The following is a 16,590-nucleotide window of genomic DNA, read 5'->3' as shown; positions in this document are numbered from 1 at the left end:
GAAGTGATGGTCCACGGCAACCGCTGGGCCGTCGTCCAGCGTCCGCCGGACCACGACGCCGTGATGGCGATGCAACCAGTGGCGGACTGGCTGACGCAGGAGGCCACATCGGCCTGACCAGTGCGCGGGTTTCGGAGGTGGTGATGCGGCGCGCTCCCCGACGTTCCGACCAAGCGCCGCAGCCGTGCGGCCTGCGCCGGCACCTCGTCCTGGGCTTTCTCGCCATCCTGTGGGAGCGCGCGTGGCCGCGCCTGTGGCCCGCCGCCAGCGTCGCGGCGCTGCTGCTCGCGGTCGGGCTGTCCGGGGCACTGCCCTTGTTGCCGGGCTGGGCCCACCTCCTCGTTCTCGCGCTCGGCGGCGCGGCGGTCGCTGGGCTTCTCGTCGCCGGGCTGTGGCGCGTGCGCCCGCCCGACGGCCACACCGTCCGCCGGCGCGTGGAGCGCGACAGCGCGCTGCGCCACCGCCCCCTTACCAGCGAAGATGAAACCCTCGCCGCCGGCACGGGCGACCCCATGGCCGAGGCGCTGTGGACCGCCCACCGCGAGCGCCTGCGCGCCAGCCTGAAGGCGCTGCGCGTGCGTCTGCCCCGGCCGGGCGTGGCGGCGCGCGACCCCGCGGCCGTGCGCGCGATTCCGCTGCTGTTGCTGGTGGCGGGGCTCATCGCCGCCGGCCCGCGCATTCCCGAGCGCCTGGCGGCGGCGGTGTCCCCGGCCTTCGGCGCGCCCGCGCCCGAGCGCACGGTGAACCTCTGGGTGGACCCGCCGGGCTACACGGGGCAGGCCCCCCGCGTGCTGACGCCGGGCCCGGACGCCGCGCGGGTGCCCGACGGCAGCCGCCTCGTCGCCCAGGTGCACGGCGGCACGGAGCCGCCCACGTTGCAGGTCGCCGGCAGCAAAAAGGAGCTGGCGGCCTCGGCCGAGCGCAGCTGGAAGCTGACGACCGAGATCTCGCAGGCCGCCAGCGGGCCGGTGCGCGTGCGCGCCGGCGGCGACACCCTGGCGCGCTGGGAGCTGGCGGTGCTGGCGGACGCCCCGCCGTCCGTCGCCTTCGCCCGGGCGCCGCGCGCGACGCCGCGCGGCGCCCTGCAGGTGCGCTACGAGGCCTCGGACGATTACGGCGTCACGAGCGTGCGCCTGCGCATCAGCCGACCGGGCTCGGACCGCGAGCCCATCGTGCGCGAGCTGCCCGCACCCGGCGACGACGAGGGGGTCAGCGAGGCCTACGAGAACCTGGGCGCACACATCTGGGCGGGCCTGCCCGTGCGCATGACGCTGATCGCGCGCGACGCCGCCGGGCAGACGGCGGAAAGCGAAACCATCCGCGCGCCCCTGCCCGCGCGCCGCTTCGAGCACCCCGTCGCGCGGCAACTGGTGGAGCTGCGCCGCGAGCTGGCGCGCGAGCCCGAAACGCGGGCGCCCGTGGTGCGCGCGCTCAACGCCATCGGCAACAAGCCGGGCCGCTACGACGGCGACTACGTCGTCTCGCTCGCGGTGCGCGCCGCCGAGCGGCGGCTGGTGCACGACCAAACGCGCCAAGCCGTGCGCGAGGTCCAGCGGATCCTGTGGGAAACCGCGCTGCACCTTGAGGAGGGCACGGCGGCGCTGGCGGCGCGCGACCTGGAGCGCGCCCGCGAGGCGCTGGAGCGCGCGCTGCGCGACGAGGACGCTTCGGCCGAGGAGATCGCGCGCCTGACCGAGCAGCTTCAGGCGGCGATGCAGCGCTACCTTCAGGCCAAGGCGCGCGAGATGCAGCAGGCCGAGGAGGCGCCGCGGCCGCAGCAGGACGGCGAGATGCGCATGATCCAGGGCGACGAGCTGCAAAAGCTCACCAAGCGCATCCAGCAGCTCGCCCAGGCGGGGCAGACGGAGCGGGCGCAAAAGCTCCTGGACCAGCTCCGCCAGATCATGGAGGGCCTGCAACAGCGCCAGCCCAGCCAAATGAGCGAGCGCGCCCGCGAGGCCCAGAAGGCCATGCAGGCGTTGCGCGAACTCAGCCGCGAGCAGCAGGAGTTGCTCGACCGGACCTACCGCCGCAGCCAGCAACAACAGCAGCAACAGGGCCAGGCGCAGCAGCAATCCGGCCAGCAGCAAAGCGGCCAACAGCAAGCCGGGCAGCAGCAGGGTGGGCAGCAGGCGAACCGGCAGGGCGCGCAGCGGCAGGGCGAGTTGCGGCAGCAGCTCGGCGAGCTGGCGGAGAAACTGGGCAAGACGCTGGGGCAGACGCCGCAAGCGCTCGGCCAGGCCGGCGAGCGCATGGGCGCGGCGCGGCAATCCCTCGAACGCGGCGAGCCGGGCCAGGCCGTGCCGTCGCAGCGCGAGGCCCTGAACGAGCTGCAAAAGGGCCTGCAACAGGCCGGCCAGCGCGCGCGCCAGATGATGCAGGCCGGGCGCGGCGGTCAGGGCCGGCGCGACCCGCTCGGGCGCTCGCGGAACGGCGCGCAGTCCGGCGCCGACGTTCAGGTGCCGGAGGAGATGGACGTCCAGCGCGCCCGCGAGATCCTCCAGCAACTCCGCGGCCGCGCCGGCGACCGCTCCCTGCCGGAGCTGGACCGGGAGTACATCGACCGGCTGCTGGACCGCTTCTGATCGCCGCCCGCACCACTGTCATCATCGCGGGCCGTCGCGGTGAGCGAACTCGCCGTGTACGCTCCGCGATCTCGGCGATCGCCGAGCCGGGCGGGATTGCCCGGTCAAGCCGGGCAATGACGGTTCAGGGTCCATCGACAGAGGCAATCACCCCGCTTGTTCCACGCGCCGCGCGCGGCTATCCAATGCCGCGCACCAGTTCGGAAACACGGGGGGACGGCATGGCGAAGATCCTCATTCTGCCCGGCGACGGGATCGGCCCGGAGGTCATGGCGGAGGTGCGCCGCATCGCGGACACGCTCGCCGAGACGCACGGGCTGGCGTTCGAGTTCGAGGAAGGCAACGTCGGCGGCGCGGCGATCGACGCCGAGGGCGCGCCGCTGGCCGAGGAAACGCTCCAGCGCGCGCTGAACGCCGACGCCGTGCTGCTGGGCGCCGTCGGCGGGCCCAAGTGGGATTCCCTGCCGTTCGACCAGAAGCCGGAGCGCGCGCTGCTGCGCCTGCGCAAGGAGCTGGGGCTGTTCGCCAACCTGCGCCCGGCCATCGTCTTCGACCCGCTGGCCGACGCCTCCTCGCTCAAGCCCGAGCTGGTGCGCGGGCTGGACCTGATGATCGTCCGCGAGCTGACCGGCGGCGTCTACTTCGGCGAGCCGCGCGGCATCGAGGACATCGGCGGCGGCCAGCGCCGCGCCGTGAACACCCAGGTCTACACGAGCGAGGAGATCCGCCGCGTCGCCGCCGTCGCCTTCGAGCTGGCGCGCAAGCGCGGCAACCGCGTCGTCTCCACGGAAAAGGCCAACGTGATGGAGACGGGCGTGCTGTGGCGCGAGGAGGTCACGGCGCTGCACGCGGAGTCGTACAACGACGTCTCGCTGGAGCACATGTACGCCGACAACTGCGCCATGCAACTCGTCCGCCAGCCGAAGCAGTTCGACGTCATCGTCACCGACAACCTCTTCGGCGACATGCTTTCCGACGAGGCGGCGATGCTCACGGGCTCGCTGGGCATGCTGCCCTCCGCCTCGCTGGGCGCGCCCGACGCGCAGGGCCGGCGCAAGGCGATGTACGAGCCCGTCCACGGCTCCGCGCCCGACATCGCGGGCCAGGGCGTCGCCAACCCGCTGGCGACCCTGCTCTCCTTCGCCATGATGCTGCGCTATTCCTTCGACCACGGCGACGCCGCCGATGCGGTCGAGGGCGCCGTGACGCGCGTGCTCGACCGGGGGTTGCGCACGCCGGATTTGGTCCAGCCGGGCACGACCAAAGTTTCGACGCGCGAAATCGGCGACGAAATCAGGCGCGAGATTTCGAAAACGGAATAATGGCAACCGGTCGCATTTTCGTGACTTGCGTCCGAAACCCGGCACGACCTAGATTTGGAATGGTCGGTATCGTTGACCGGCAAGCACCCTGGCCCGATCGGGCACCCGGTGCCTGTCGGGACGGTCTTGCCCGACCGGGCGGACGATCGACACGACCGCACGCGACACCCTGAACTGGGAACCCTCCTGGTCCACCGCCCCGGCGCCCGGCGCCGGGGCGGCTTTTTGTGCGCGCCTCAATCCACGTCCGGCAGCACCAGATCCAGCGGCACGTTCAAGGCACGGGCCAGCGCCCGATAGGCATCGAGCGACCCGGCTTTCTTCCCGCTCTCGATCTCGCTGAGGTAGCCCGGACTGAGCCCCGCCCGACCGGCAAGTTCGCGCGCGCCAAGGCCGCGATGGTGACGCCACGCGGCGACCGGATGCGCCCCATCGATCTCCGCCATCACCACGGCATGCGGAATGCGCGTGCCGTCATCTTCCTGGCGGGCCTGAAGGAGGGCGGCTGTGTCCTCCGCCTCCTCAAGCCGCTCGACGAGGCTGTCGTAGGCATCGCGGCTCAGCGTGACCGTATCTTCGGGCATCACAACGCATCCTCAATCATAAATATTGCGCCTATGACCAACAGTATGAACAACCATCTGTGGCTGACCAGTCTCTTCAATGGTGAAAATCGCCCGGTAATCGCCGATCCGAATCCGGTATCCATCTTCGTTTCGCAGCGGCTTGACCTTGTTGCACGCACGCTCCTCACCATTGGCATAGGCCGCGAGCTGGGCCGCGATTTCTGAGGCCACCGTGCGGTCGAGCTTTTTCAAGTCTTTGGCCGCACGTCGCGTGTAGGCAACCTCCATCGGTCCTCCCACAGCCTTGGGACGGATGTTTGCCACAAGCGAACAGATACATCAAGCGTGTGTTCGCAACAAGCGAACACCTCGCCCATCGGGCCGCGAGGCGCCAGCTTGCGTGGCGGTCGCGCGAGGCTTAGAACGCGCGCCGAGACCGGCAACATCACGCAGCGCAAAAAGGGCACGCACGATATGGGCTACACGGTCGCGGTTCTGGGCGCCACCGGCGCGGTTGGGCGCGAGATCCTAAACATCCTGGCCGAGCGCGAATTCCCCGCCGACGCGGTGTACGCGCTCGCCTCCGGGCGCTCGCACGGCAAGCGCGTGACCTACGGCGAGGACAGCGAGCTGACCATTCAGGATGTCGGCGAGTTCGACTTCCGCGGCGTCGACATCGTGCTGTCCTCGCCGGGCTCCAAGGTGTCCGCGGAATACGCGCCCAAGGCCGCCGAGGCCGGCGCGGTGGTGATCGACAACACCTCGCACTTCCGCATGGAGCCCGACGTGCCGCTGATCGTGCCCGAGGTGAACCCGGGCGCGCTGGCCGGCTACACCAAGCGCGGCATCGTGGCGAACCCGAACTGCTCGACCATCCAGATGGTGCTGGCGCTGAAGCCGCTGCACGAGCTGGCGACCATCCGCCGCGTGGTGGTGTCCACCTACCAGGCGACCTCGGGCTCCGGCAAAGCGGCGATGGACGAGCTGTTCAACCAAACGCGCGGCATCTACATGAACGAGCCCGCGCAGCCGCAGGAATACCCCAAGCAGATCGCGTTCAACGCCATCCCCCACATCGACTCCTTCATGGACGACGGCTCGACGAAGGAGGAGTGGAAGATGGTGCACGAGACGCGCAAGATCCTGGACCCGGACGTGCGCGTCGCGCCCACCTGCGTGCGCATCGCCACCTTCATCGGCCACGGCGAGTCGCTGAACGTCGAGTTCGAGGACGAGATCGACGAGACCTCGGCGGCCGATGCGCTGCGCGAATTCCCGGGCATCAGCGTCGTGGACCACCGCGAGGACGGCGGTTACGTCACGCCCTACGAGTGCGCGGGCGAGGACGCGGTCTTCATCTCCCGCCTGCGCCGCGACCCCACGGTCGACAACGGCCTGGCGTTCTGGTGCGTCTCCGACAACCTGCGCAAGGGCGCCGCGCTCAACACCGTGCAGATCGCCGAGCTGCTGGTGGAGCAGCACCTGCGGTAACAGCCGAACGCACCGCGAGGCGAACACGAAAAACGGCGGGGCCGGCCTCCGGTCCCGCCGTCGGTTTTTTCGACCGCATCCGCTCGGCCCGCGGCGCCCACCGGGCTTCTTTGGAAGCCCGCGACAGCGCTTCGAGCGCTCACCGAGCCACTTACGAGGCTCGCTTGAACGCTTTCAGCGCTCAACGGGCGCCTTACGACGCCCGTTTGACCGAGATCTTGCGGGCGCCGTCGCCCTTGGCCTTCTTCGGCAGGGTGACGGTCAGCACGCCGTTCTTGAACGCGGCATCGATGTTGTCCTCATCGACTTCGCGGCCGATGGGAATCTGACGCTCGAACCGGCCGTAGGCGCGCTCGCTGACGTAGAACTGGCGGTTCTCGTCCTGGTCTTCCTTTTCCTGCGTCTTTTCGCCGGCGATGCGCAGCACGCCGTCGGCGAAGGTGACGTCCACGTCCTCTTCGCTCAGGCCGGGCAACTCGGCCTTCACGTTGACGTTCGTGTCGTCCTCGCTGACGTCCACGCTCGGCGTGCCGATCGTCTCCGCGAGCTGCGTGCCCGGCACGCCCATGTCCCGCCAGACATCGTCGAACGCGCGGTTCAACTCCCGCTGCAGCGCCGTGAAGGGATCGCGCGTGGCAACGTCGCTGGGCGCAACGCGCTGACCCGCAACCGGAAACAGACTCCGCCGCATGGCTTCACCTCCTTTCATCCCCGTCGACTTGACACACCGTGGCCGTTGCACAGTCGTGCCTTCAAACGGGATTTCCGTACTCACCCCTTTGGGTAATCGGTTTTCCGTTGTCACTTGTGCAGATAGGAAAGGTGGCATCCGATTCAAGAGGATGCGCGCCCCGCGACTGCGCGTCCCACCGGGCGAGCCATCTGCGGGCGCACACGAAAAAGCGGGCGCCCGGCCGGGCGCCCGCTCACAGCGCGGATCGCAAGCGTGTTCGGCGTGGTTCAGACCACGATGTTCACCAGGGCGCCGGGTTCGGGCGTCCCGCTCGGGACGCCGAGGCTGCCCTGAGTAAGCTGGTCGATGCGCTCGCGTTCGCGCTCGATGTCCTCGGTGCGGATCTCGCGCTGCTGCTCGGCGGGGTCCGTCCGCTCGCTCCGGTCGGTGCGGACCTCGCGGCGCTGGTCCGCCCGGTCGGCGCGCTCCGCCGGATCGGCCGGACGGTCGGTGCGGCGCACCTCGTTGGTGCGCGTCGGATCCGTCTGCTCGCGGTCGACGCTGCGCGCCGACGCAGCGTCCTGCGCGCGCTGACCGGGATTGTCCGGCCGCTGCGTGAAATCCTGGAACGGGCGCTGAAAGCTGGCGCCGGGATCGTTGATCGGTCCTGGTGGAATCATGGCTCCACCTCCATAGACTGCCACTCGAAATTTAACTCACGGGCCGTGACGGCGCAAGCCCGACGTGCACGCCCCGCGTGGCACGGCACGCGCTCCCGCCCCGCCTTGCTGCGGTGCCGGCATTGCGGCACGCTCCGCGCCGGCAGAACAGACCCGCTCGCGGCGGGCGAACGCAGGTCAGGGGGGCAACATGGCCGAGGCGTCGTACGATGTGGTTGTCGTCGGGGGCGGTCCCGGCGGGTATGTGTGCGCCATCCGCGCGGCGCAGCTGGGGCTGTCGACGGCGTGCGTGGAGAGCCGCGGCGCACTCGGCGGCACCTGCCTGAACGTCGGCTGCATCCCCTCGAAGGCGCTGCTGCATTCCAGCGAGAAGTACGACGAGGTCACGCACGAGCTGGCGGACCACGGCATCGAGATCGAGAACGCCAGCGTGAACCTGAAACAGATGCTCAAGCGCAAGGGCAAGGTCGTCACCGACCTGACCAAGGGCATCGAGCAGCTCTTCAAGAAGTACGGCGTCGACTACATCACGGGCACGGGCACGATCACCGGCCAGGGCCAGCTCTCGGTCGACGGTGAGAAGAGCCTGTCCGCCAAGCACATCGTCGTCGCAACCGGCTCCACCCACGCCGAGTTGCCCGGCGTGCCCATCGACGAGGACCGCATCGTCTCCTCCACCGGCGCGCTCGACCTGCCCGAGGTGCCCGAGCACCTCGTCGTCGTCGGCGGCGGCTACATCGGGCTGGAGATGGGCGCCGTCTGGCAGCGCCTGGGCGCGAAGGTCACTGTGGTCGAATACCTGGACCGCCTGCTGCCCGGCATGGACGGCGAACTGGGCGAGGCCTACCGCAAGCTGCTGAAGAAGCGGAAGGTGGGCATGAAGCTGTCCACCAAGGTCACGGGCGCCGAGGTGGGCGACAAGGGCGTCACGCTGAACCTGGAAGCCGCCGAGGGCGGCAAGGCGGAGACCCTGGAGGCCGACCGCGTGCTGGTCGCCATCGGCCGCACGCCCACGACCAATGGCCTGGGGCTGGAAAACGTCGGCATCGAGCCGGACAAGCGCGGCTTTGTGCACGTGGACGAGAGCTTCAACACCGGCGTGCCGGGCATCCACGCCATCGGCGACGTGATCGGCGGCGCCATGCTGGCCCACAAGGCGGAGGAGGAAGGCCACGCCCTGGCCGAGATCCTGGCCGGCCACTCGGCGCGCGTGAACTACGCCACCTGCCCCGGCATCGTCTACACGTGGCCGGAGATCGCCTACGTCGGCAAGTCGGAGGACGACCTCAAGGCCGAGGGGCGCGCCTACAAGGTGGGCAAGTTCCAGATGATGGCGAACTCCCGCGCACGCTGCACCGGCCAGACCGAGGGCTTCGTCAAGATCCTCGCGGACAAGGAAACCGACCGCGTGCTGGGCGCCGTGGTCATGGGCGCCGAGGCCGGCAACACCATCCACGAGCTGGTCATGGCGATGGAGTTCGCCGCCTCCGCCGAGGACGTGGCGCGCGCCTTCCACGGCCACCCCACACTCAACGAGGCCGTGAAGGAGGCCGCCATGGCCGCCCACGACAAGCCCATTCACATGTGACCGCCGCCGCGCCCGCGGTGTTCCGCCCCACACCCTGCGACATCATGTCGCAGGGTGTTTTTGTTTGGGACGCCAAGACGCTCGAATTTAACAACAATTTCGCGATGCACGGCACGCGAACCTGGGCGCGGCCCGCAACCGACACCGCCTTGCCGCACCCGAACGACGCGCAGTTTTCCGGGCATCCGAAGCCGATCCGCCGGGCGTGCGGCCGCCCGCGCCCGCCGCATATCACCAAACGCTCACGTTAATGTGATCTTAACGTGGAAAAAGGCGACTCTCATGTCAGGGTTTAATCCAGGCATGGGGGACACCAATGGCGCCGCGCACCTTCACCTCGCTGAGCGACTTCGAGCGGTTCGTCGATCCGACCCGCGTGATCGACTTCGACGATGTGGACACGGCCGCGGAACCCCGCGCGCAGGTGGCGCCGGACCGCTACGACGGGCTGAACATCGACGGCCAGAACGGCTTCTACGCCGACGAGGACTTCGATTTCGCCGACGACTATGTCCCCGTTAGCGGCGAGAACACGGCCGCCCCGGCGGGCAGCACGACCACCGTCACCTTCACCAACGAGGCCGGCGCCGTCAGTGCCTTCGGCGCCCACTTCATCGACGTGGACTTTTCCAACCTCGGCGAAAGTTCGCTGACCGCCTATGACGCCAATGGGGACGAGATCGCCAGTCAGACCGTGCCGGAAACGGAAAGCGGCGAATCCACCTTCGTGGGCATTCAGACCTTCGAGTCCGCCACCGAAGAGCCCATCCGCAACATCGCCAAGGTCGAGCTGACGAGCGGCAGCGGCGACCCGACGGTGTTCGAAAACGAAGGCGTGGTGCTGGACGACTTCACGCTGCCCGCCCAGGACTTCCAGGAGGATGGCGGCGACAACGGCGCGCCGGTGGCCGAGGACGACACCGCCACGGTGACGCCCGGCGGCAGCACGACGATCGACGTGCTCGCCAACGACAGCGACCCGGACGGCGATCCGCTGACCGTCAAGATCGACGCGCAGCCCCAGGTCGGCGCGGCGTCCGTCGTCGACAATCAGATCAAGTGGGAATTCGACGGCGCGCAGCCCGAGGCCGGCACCACGGTCACACTCGACTACACCGTCTCCGACGGCAACGGCGGCTCGGACAGCGCCGTGGTCTCGGTCACGCCTGAGGCGAGCGAAGAGGATGGCGAGTCCGAGCCCGTCGGCCTGAACGTCGTTGCCCTGAACGGCAGCGAGCAGACGCTGCGCATCCCCTTCGACGCCGACGTGCGCGGCACCGGCGCCGCGGAAACCATCCAGGCCCCGGCGGGTGCCGACATCCAGTTCGGGGGCGGTGACGGCGACCGGATCGAATTCGCCGGCAACCTGGCCGATTACACCGTCACCACCAGCGGCAATGAGCTCGTGGTCGGCGACAGCACGACCAACGCCGCCATTTCGATGAACGGCGACGTGGAGTTCGCCTTCGCCGACGGCAGCGCCGCGGCCAGCATCGGGCTCGGTTCCGACGGCGTGGAGATCACTCTCGGCGGGGAGGCCGTCGGCTCGGGCTTCGATCCCTCGGCCGTGCAGATGGACGCGGGCGATCCCTCCGCGCTCGCCGGCAGTTCCGGCAACACCGGCGGCTCGGGCGCCGGCTCCAGCAGCCAGGGCTTGCCCGCGCTTCCGGCTGATGGTGGCCCCTCGGCAGTCAGCAGCGGCACCAGCGCCAGCGAGAACATCGACGGCAACCAATCGGGCACGATCGCGGGCAACGGCGGCGAGGACCGCTTCATTTTCGCGCAGTCCACCACGAACGTGACGATCTCCGACTTCGAAACCGGCGATCAGCTCTTCTTCCAGAACGGCATCGGGGTCGGCGACATCGGCATCGCCAACACCGACTTCACCGACGGCAGCCTCGAGCTCAACGCGGGCGAGGTCAGCGTGACGCTGACCAACCTCGGCAGCGCCGACAGCAACATCTTCGACGCTTCGAGCTTCACCAGCCAACTGGGCGCCGACGCCCTCGGCTTCGCCTGACGCGACCCCTCGTCCCCGGCCCGACGGCCGGGGACGGGGATCCGGCATCACGTCCGTCGGCTTGTGCACCGCCAACCATCGCCGGATCGGCCGGCAACGCCCTGCTCGCCGAGCTGTTCGAGCGCGCGTGAGCCGCGGTCAGGCCATCTCGCCGAGCTTTTCGCCGTCCGTCAGACGCTTGAACCACTGGTAGGTGGTGCGCGGGGCGCGGCCGTCCACGTTGGGTGCGCCGCGGCCCGCGTCCACGTCCGCGCCCGAGATCGTGCGGATCTCGAAGCTGAAGCGGGTGCGGTCGGTGGTGTTGGGCACGCTGGCGTGGAGCTGCGCGCCCGAGAAGGCCATCACGTCGCCGGGCTCGATCGTGACGGGCACGGCATCCTCCCAGGAGGGCGGCTCGGTCGCCAGCGGCAGCAGCGGATAATCGTCCGTGTTCTCGCCCGCCTTGATGCGGCGCAACAGTTCGGCGAAGTCCCAGTCCGCGCTGGTGTTGGGCACCTCGCGGCGGAAGTGCGTGGGGAAGAGCGCCAGGGTGCGCTCGGGGGCAATGGGCCACACGGGCGCCCACCAGTTCACCTGCGCCATGATGTTGGAACCCCAGGTGTCGCGGTGCGCACCCAGCGGGGCGAGGTAACGGCCCTCGGCGTCCTGCTTGGGCGGCTGGACGCGCTGCTTGAGCCCATCGCCGTAGGTGGTGGCCAGATCGACGCCGACGGCCTCGAACATCTCGTTCACGCGCGCCTTCACGGCCGGGTCCTTGGCCACGGCCTTGCGCAGCGCTTCCGCTTCGTCGTGCACGGCGTCGACGGACCAGCGTGTGTGCACGCGCGTCGGGTCCTCGCCGTAGTGCGCGGTGACGTGCTCGGCGAGCGTGGCGATCAGCGTCTTCACCGCGGGAACCTGGCGGAAGACGATGATCTCGCCAGCGTAGAGGCGCGCGGTGCGCTCGCTGTCAGCGATGGCGTCGGAAACCAGCGTGAAGGCGGTCATGGGTGGGCGTGTCCTGGCAATCGCGGAATCTGGGATGGGCCACTTTGCAGCGTGGCGCGGGCCGTCGGAGCGTGCAAGCCGTGCCCCGCCCCGAGCGCGGGCGGTCAGTCGCCGACCGGCGCGCCGTACAGCGCGCGCCGGGGCACCCAGCCCGTGAGCTCGGCGAAGCTCGCCCGGCACCAGCCGCTGCGGCAGCGGTCCAGATCGCCGATGACCTCGGGCGCCAGACGGGCCACGGGGGCGGCGTCCGCGCGCGGGCTTTCCCGCAGTACGCGATCGCGGTCACCGAGCACCTGCACGGTGTGCCGGCCGCTCAACAACGCCGAATGCATCCAGCCCTGCGTGCCCGACCAGTCGCGCACGCGCCGCCACGCGCCGAACTCGCCCACGATCTTCAGCGGCAGGCGCGCGCGCTTGTACACCCATTCCACCGGATAGCGCTTGCCCGGCCCGGCGCGCAGGTTGGCCGTGTCGGCCGACAGCGACACGAAACGCGGGACCGGCCGCCCCGTGCTGCGCCCCGTGTCGGCCCACGCGGGCCACGCCGTGACCGCCGCCAAGACGACGGCGGCTGTTGTTCGAACCGGTCCGGCCATGCGGGAAGACACTGCCCTGCCGTGGTCGCGAGGTTCGCCTATCCCGGCACGCGCGGCCGGTCAAGGCGCACCGATCGCCGGGAACCGCTCGCGCCCCGAGCCGAGGCCCCTGCATCGACATGCTCGCTCGCCGCGGCGCCCCCGAAGACGGTTGGGCTGCCGACAGCTCGGGTGGACACGGACGTGGGCGGGTGCTATCCGCGCAGTAGACAGCGCGCCCCGGTGCCGATCCCAACCGTCCAAGCGAAGGACCACCACCATGGCCCGGAGCAAAAAGCCGGTCGTTATCGTCACGCGCCGCCTGCCCGACATCATCGAAACCCGCATGATGGAGCTGTTCGACGCGCGGCTGAACGTGGACGACCATCCCATGTCGCGCGCCGACCTGATCGAGGCCGTGCAGCAGGCCGACGTCCTCGTGCCCACGGTCACCGACCGCATCGACGCCGAGCTGATCGCGCAGGCCGGCCCCAACCTCGGCCTGATCGCCAACTTCGGCACGGGCGTCGACAACATCGACCTCAAGGCCGCGCACGAGCGCGGCATCACGGTGACGAACACCCCCGGCGTCCTCACCGAGGACACGGCCGACATGACCATGGCCCTCGTCCTCGCCGTCGCGCGCCGCATCACGGAAGGCGAGCGCCTCGCCCGCTCCGGCGACTGGGGCGGCTGGAGCCCCACGAACATGCTGGGCCAACGCCTGTGGGGGAAGCGGCTCGGCATCATCGGCATGGGCCGCATCGGTCAGGCCCTCGCCCAGCGCGCCCGTGGCTTCGGGCTGGCGATCCACTACCACAACCGCACCCGCGTGCCCGAGGAGATCGAGGACGAGCTGGAGGCCGTTTACTGGGAGAGCCTGGACCAGATGCTGTCCCGCATGGACATCATCTCGGTCAACTGCCCCCACACGCCGGCGACCTACCACCTCCTCAACGCGCGCCGGCTGGCGCTCCTCCAGCCCCACGCCGTGCTCGTGAACACCTCGCGCGGTGAGGTCGTGGACGAAACCGCCCTGGCCGACCACCTTGAAAACGGTGAAATCGCCGGTGCCGGGCTGGACGTCTACGAGCACGAGCCGGAGATCAACCCGCGCCTGCGCGCGCTCGACAACGCCGTCCTGCTGCCGCACATCGGCTCGGCCACGATCGAGGGCCGCGTCGCCATGGGCGAAAAGGTCATCATCAACGCCAAAACCTTCGTCGACGGCCACGCCCCGCCCGACCGTGTCCTCGAAACCATGTTCTAAAAAACACGAGCGTGTTTTATCGCATCTGTACGCGGTTCTGAGCGGTATCTTCACCCTCTGCGGGATGACGGTCGGCGGTCTCAGCGGGAGCTTAGGGCGTTGTCAGGGCGTGTTTTATCGCGTCCGTACGCGGTTCCGAGCGGCTATCTTCACCCTCTGCGGGATGACGGTCGGCGGTCTCAGCGGGAGCTTCGCGCGTTGTCAGGGCGCGTTTTATCGCGTCCGTACGCGGTTCCGAGCGGCTATCTTCACCCTCTGCGGGATGACGGTCGGCGATCTCAGCGGGAGCTTAGCGCGTTGTCAGGGCGCGTTTGATCGCGGCCCCGCGCGAGCGGACAGTTCGGACAATCTTAAAGCAAATTTTATGATGTATTTGGTCTTCTGGGATGATCGCGTTGCGATCGGATCGGTCGGGTGACCCGGTCCCAATGTTCACGACCGTGAGGCTGACATGGGCACGGGCCGCCGCCTTGCCGCACGCGTCATCGCGCTGCTGGCGCTGCTTGCGCCGGCCGGGGCGGCATGCGCGGGGGAAGCGCCCCACGGCACGGTTACGGTCGCCACGCTGAGCGACTATCCGCCCTACTCCGGGGAAAACCTGCCGCATCGGGGCGCGTCCACACACATCGTCCGGGCGGCGTTCCAACGCGCGGGCTACGATCCCGAGATCACGGTGATGCCGTGGTCCCGCGCGCTGGCGATGACCAAGCGCGGGCACTACGACGCCCTGGCCAACGTCTGGCACCGTGAGCACCGGACCGAATTCTTTGCCTACGCCGGCGTACTGGCCACCAACCGCCTCGTCTTCGTCAAGCCGGCGGGCTCCGGGTTCACCTACCAGCGCCTGGCCGATCTGCGCGGCAAGCTCGTGGGCACGGTCCGCGACTACAGCTATCCGAAACCCTTCCTTCAGGCGGAGTCCTTCCACCGCCACCCCGTGGAAACCCTGCGCCGGGCACTGGTGCTCACCGCGCGCGGGCGCTTCGATCTGGCGATCGGCGACGCGCTGGTGGTCCAGCACACCATCAACACCGAGCTGCCGACATTCGGCCGCACCCTGAGCCTGACCGAGCGCGCGCTCGCCAAAGACCCCATGCATCTGGTCGTCAGCCGCAAGATTCCCGACCATGCGGAAATCGTCCGGCGCTTCAATGCCGCCCTGACCCGGATGCGGGCGGACGGCACCCGCACGGAGATCCTGCGCGCGCACGGCCTGAGACCCGGCTGAACGTCCAGCCAACCGAGGCAAATTTCGCCATTCGGGGGATTGCGGCCGAGCGCGCGCATGACGGACTCTTCGAGTGGATGGCGAAGCTGGCGCGCTGTGCGCCGGCGCGGAAGCGCGGGGACGGGCGATGCTCACGATCAACGACGTGTTCGAGCTGTCCGAGTTGAGCGAGGACGAAATCGCCGCCATCGCCGAACACGAGCACATCCCGCAGATCTGCGCCGCCGAATACGGCTACTATCTGTGCCACACCGAGGGCGGCACCCCGGCGTTGCACCGCATCATCCTGGACGATATCGAAGCCGCGCGCGCGGCCGGTCACCACGAGAAGGCCGAGCGCCTGCGCGCGGTGCTGCGCAAGTTCGTGCAGGAACACCGCGAGCTGCTGAACACCTCCCAGGCGGAGTAGATGCAGCACACCGACGCTCACGCGGCTTGGCAGGTTGTGCCAAAGCCTCGCCACGTTGGCGTCGCACGTCATCACATTTGTGGGATGTTCCCGCCGCACGAGCGGACACATACTGCGCCGAATACACAAGGCGTGTCGTGTGCGCGTCCGTTCGCAACCGGGAGGTTCCCATGAAGACGACAATGTATTTGGCCCTGGCGGTCGCCGCCGTGGCCGTCAGTGGCTGCGTGACGGGCCAGAACGTGGACCGGGCGCGGGGCGTTTCGCCCGACCGCGCCAGCTTCAGCGGGGCGCTTGCCGAGGAGTACCGCAAGCTCACCGTCTACGAAGCCGACGAAATGGCCGACTGGCGTGACGCCGACAGCTACGCACGGAAAAGCCTGACCGCCGCCAAGGGTGAGGCCGTCGCTCCGACGCAGGTTGCCGAACGCGACCTGCCGGCGGATCGCACGGACGAGCTCAACCAAGCGCGCAGCAACCTCATGGCCGTCTTCAACGACGGCGCGCGCGGCATGGCGCCCCGCCCGGCGGCCCGCGCCCAGGCCGGCTACGACTGCTGGCTGGAGCAGCTTGAGGAAGGCCATCAGCCCGAGCACATCGCCCGCTGCCGCGAGCAGTTCCGCACGGCGATGAAAGAGACGCGCGCGGCCCTGGAGCCGGAGCCGGAACCCGAGCCGGAGCCGGAGCCCGAGCAGCAGGTCGAAGCCGAGCCCGCCCCCGAGCCCGAGCAGCAGGAGCCCGAAATGGAGCCGCAGCGCTTCACCGTGCTCTTCGGCTTCGACCGGGCCGAGGTGCCGCAGGCCGCCATGGGTACGGTCAGCGAGGCCGCCACGCTTGCCAAGGATGAACAGGAGCTGGAGCTTGCCGTCACCGGCCACGCGGACCGCGCCGGCCGCGCGGATTACAACCGCGAGCTCTCGCTTGAACGCGCGCAGAACGTGACAGCCGTGCTGACCGAGATGGGCGTCGCCGAGAACCGCATCTCCGTCGCCGCGCGCGGCGAAAGCGATCCGGCCGTGGCCACCGGCGACGGCGTGCGCAAGCGCGAAAACCGCCGCGTGGTGATCGTGGTGCGCTGACCGCCTCACCGCCACCAGCCGGCCGAGAGGGCGCGTGCTTGTCCGCCCATTGACACGCCCGGCGCGGGCGTTGGACAAGCGCGCGCCCTCGTTTATATAACGGGTCCGCACCGC

The 16,590-nt window shown here is 69.5% G+C and carries 16 protein-coding genes; 10 read left to right on the top strand and 6 right to left on the bottom strand.

The genetic code is table 11. The annotated features are described in order from the left end of the window. The first annotated feature begins 143 nt into the window (after positions 1 to 143). Together BLQ43_RS12415 and leuB are read left to right on the top strand one after the other, a co-directional pair. Entirely contained in the window at positions 144 to 2,585 is a 2,442-nt protein-coding gene (locus BLQ43_RS12415; protein WP_090021437.1) for a TIGR02302 family protein, read from the top strand. Between the two features lie 221 nt (positions 2,586 to 2,806). After that, entirely contained in the window at positions 2,807 to 3,907 is a 1,101-nt protein-coding gene (leuB, locus tag BLQ43_RS12410; protein WP_090021457.1) for a 3-isopropylmalate dehydrogenase, read from the top strand. Between the two features lie 236 nt (positions 3,908 to 4,143). On the opposite strand, the gene BLQ43_RS12405 is transcribed toward leuB, so the two are convergent. Together BLQ43_RS12405 and BLQ43_RS12400 are read right to left on the bottom strand one after the other, a co-directional pair. Beyond that, complete coding sequence (locus BLQ43_RS12405) at positions 4,144 to 4,491, bottom strand: helix-turn-helix domain-containing protein (RefSeq protein WP_090021434.1); 348 nt, start codon at positions 4,489 to 4,491, stop codon at positions 4,144 to 4,146. Positions 4,492 to 4,503: 12 nt separating this feature from the next. Further along, a complete protein-coding gene (locus BLQ43_RS12400) occupies positions 4,504 to 4,761 on the bottom strand; it encodes a type II toxin-antitoxin system RelE family toxin (protein WP_090021431.1) in 258 nt (85 codons plus the stop codon). A gap of 186 nt (positions 4,762 to 4,947) precedes the next feature. Here BLQ43_RS12400 and BLQ43_RS12395 point away from each other — a divergent pair, with 186 nt between their 5' ends. Beyond that, complete coding sequence (locus BLQ43_RS12395) at positions 4,948 to 5,964, top strand: aspartate-semialdehyde dehydrogenase (protein WP_090021429.1); 1,017 nt, start codon at positions 4,948 to 4,950, stop codon at positions 5,962 to 5,964. A 193-nt stretch (positions 5,965 to 6,157) separates the two neighbouring features. Here the strand turns inward: BLQ43_RS12395 and BLQ43_RS12390 are convergent, their stop codons facing one another. Next, positions 6,158 to 6,655: an Hsp20/alpha crystallin family protein gene (locus BLQ43_RS12390; RefSeq protein WP_176758668.1), complete on the bottom strand. Its 498-nt coding sequence runs from the start codon at positions 6,653 to 6,655 to the stop codon at positions 6,158 to 6,160. Positions 6,656 to 6,924: 269 nt separating this feature from the next. Next, entirely contained in the window at positions 6,925 to 7,317 is a 393-nt protein-coding gene (locus BLQ43_RS12385; RefSeq protein WP_090021423.1) for a hypothetical protein, read from the bottom strand. Positions 7,318 to 7,507: 190 nt separating this feature from the next. On the opposite strand from BLQ43_RS12385, the gene lpdA reads away from it, so the two are divergent. The 3 genes from lpdA to BLQ43_RS12370 all read left to right on the top strand — a co-directional run bounded on the left by lpdA (position 7,508) and on the right by BLQ43_RS12370 (position 10,928). Beyond that, positions 7,508 to 8,905 (top strand): dihydrolipoyl dehydrogenase, encoded by a 1,398-nt coding sequence (gene lpdA / locus BLQ43_RS12380; protein ID WP_090021421.1) that lies wholly within the window; start codon positions 7,508 to 7,510, stop codon positions 8,903 to 8,905. After that, the gene (locus BLQ43_RS12375) at positions 8,902 to 9,156 is read left to right on the top strand and encodes a hypothetical protein (RefSeq protein ID WP_090021418.1); all 255 of its coding nucleotides are present in this window, start codon (positions 8,902 to 8,904) and stop codon (positions 9,154 to 9,156) included. The genes lpdA and BLQ43_RS12375 overlap by 4 nt, the downstream gene beginning before the upstream one ends. A 65-nt stretch (positions 9,157 to 9,221) precedes the next feature. After that, positions 9,222 to 10,928, top strand: coding sequence for an Ig-like domain-containing protein (locus BLQ43_RS12370; protein ID WP_090021416.1), 1,707 nt, complete (start codon positions 9,222 to 9,224; stop codon positions 10,926 to 10,928). A 138-nt stretch (positions 10,929 to 11,066) separates the two neighbouring features. On the opposite strand, the gene BLQ43_RS12365 is transcribed toward BLQ43_RS12370, so the two are convergent. Beyond that, the gene (locus BLQ43_RS12365; RefSeq protein WP_090021413.1) at positions 11,067 to 11,915 is read right to left on the bottom strand and encodes a phytanoyl-CoA dioxygenase family protein; all 849 of its coding nucleotides are present in this window, start codon (positions 11,913 to 11,915) and stop codon (positions 11,067 to 11,069) included. A gap of 104 nt (positions 11,916 to 12,019) precedes the next feature. Next, positions 12,020 to 12,403 (bottom strand): SH3 domain-containing protein, encoded by a 384-nt coding sequence (locus BLQ43_RS12360; protein ID WP_218119209.1) that lies wholly within the window; start codon positions 12,401 to 12,403, stop codon positions 12,020 to 12,022. Positions 12,404 to 12,770: 367 nt separating this feature from the next. Here BLQ43_RS12360 and BLQ43_RS12355 point away from each other — a divergent pair, with 367 nt between their 5' ends. The 4 genes from BLQ43_RS12355 to BLQ43_RS14680 all read left to right on the top strand — a co-directional run bounded on the left by BLQ43_RS12355 (position 12,771) and on the right by BLQ43_RS14680 (position 16,476). After that, complete coding sequence (locus BLQ43_RS12355; protein WP_090021408.1) at positions 12,771 to 13,760, top strand: 2-hydroxyacid dehydrogenase; 990 nt, start codon at positions 12,771 to 12,773, stop codon at positions 13,758 to 13,760. A 451-nt stretch (positions 13,761 to 14,211) separates the two neighbouring features. Continuing rightward, positions 14,212 to 14,988, top strand: a complete 777-nt coding sequence (locus BLQ43_RS12345; RefSeq protein WP_090021403.1) for a substrate-binding periplasmic protein — start codon at positions 14,212 to 14,214, stop codon at positions 14,986 to 14,988. 73 nt (positions 14,989 to 15,061) lie between these two features. Further along, positions 15,062 to 15,397: a hypothetical protein gene (locus BLQ43_RS12340; protein WP_218119208.1), complete on the top strand. Its 336-nt coding sequence runs from the start codon at positions 15,062 to 15,064 to the stop codon at positions 15,395 to 15,397. Between the two features lie 170 nt (positions 15,398 to 15,567). Then, a complete protein-coding gene (locus tag BLQ43_RS14680; protein ID WP_090021401.1) occupies positions 15,568 to 16,476 on the top strand; it encodes an OmpA family protein in 909 nt (302 codons plus the stop codon). The last annotated feature ends 114 nt before the right edge of the window (positions 16,477 to 16,590 follow it).

The organism is Limimonas halophila, assembly GCF_900100655.1.
Taxonomy (GTDB): Bacteria; Pseudomonadota; Alphaproteobacteria; order Kiloniellales; family Rhodovibrionaceae; genus Limimonas; species Limimonas halophila.
Note: the sequence above shows the minus strand (reverse complement) of the source record. Positions and strands in the feature narration are given on the sequence as shown.

What these genes read in the sequence shown, in the direction of transcription:
- leuB (WP_090021457.1), top strand. Translation starts at nt 2,807, where the DNA reads ATGGCGAAGATCCTCATTCTGCCCGGCGACGGGATCGGCCCGGAGGTC.
- BLQ43_RS12365 (WP_090021413.1), bottom strand. Translation starts at nt 11,915, where the DNA reads ATGACCGCCTTCACGCTGGTTTCCGACGCCATCGCTGACAGCGAGCGC.
- BLQ43_RS14680 (WP_090021401.1), top strand. Translation starts at nt 15,568, where the DNA reads ATGAAGACGACAATGTATTTGGCCCTGGCGGTCGCCGCCGTGGCCGTC.
- BLQ43_RS12390 (WP_176758668.1), bottom strand. Translation starts at nt 6,655, where the DNA reads ATGCGGCGGAGTCTGTTTCCGGTTGCGGGTCAGCGCGTTGCGCCCAGC.
- BLQ43_RS12400 (WP_090021431.1), bottom strand. Translation starts at nt 4,761, where the DNA reads ATGGAGGTTGCCTACACGCGACGTGCGGCCAAAGACTTGAAAAAGCTC.
- BLQ43_RS12370 (WP_090021416.1), top strand. Translation starts at nt 9,222, where the DNA reads ATGGCGCCGCGCACCTTCACCTCGCTGAGCGACTTCGAGCGGTTCGTC.
- BLQ43_RS12355 (WP_090021408.1), top strand. Translation starts at nt 12,771, where the DNA reads ATGGCCCGGAGCAAAAAGCCGGTCGTTATCGTCACGCGCCGCCTGCCC.
- BLQ43_RS12405 (WP_090021434.1), bottom strand. Translation starts at nt 4,491, where the DNA reads ATGCCCGAAGATACGGTCACGCTGAGCCGCGATGCCTACGACAGCCTC.
- BLQ43_RS12395 (WP_090021429.1), top strand. Translation starts at nt 4,948, where the DNA reads ATGGGCTACACGGTCGCGGTTCTGGGCGCCACCGGCGCGGTTGGGCGC.
- BLQ43_RS12415 (WP_090021437.1), top strand. Translation starts at nt 144, where the DNA reads ATGCGGCGCGCTCCCCGACGTTCCGACCAAGCGCCGCAGCCGTGCGGC.
- lpdA (WP_090021421.1), top strand. Translation starts at nt 7,508, where the DNA reads ATGGCCGAGGCGTCGTACGATGTGGTTGTCGTCGGGGGCGGTCCCGGC.
- BLQ43_RS12345 (WP_090021403.1), top strand. Translation starts at nt 14,212, where the DNA reads ATGGGCACGGGCCGCCGCCTTGCCGCACGCGTCATCGCGCTGCTGGCG.
- BLQ43_RS12385 (WP_090021423.1), bottom strand. Translation starts at nt 7,317, where the DNA reads ATGATTCCACCAGGACCGATCAACGATCCCGGCGCCAGCTTTCAGCGC.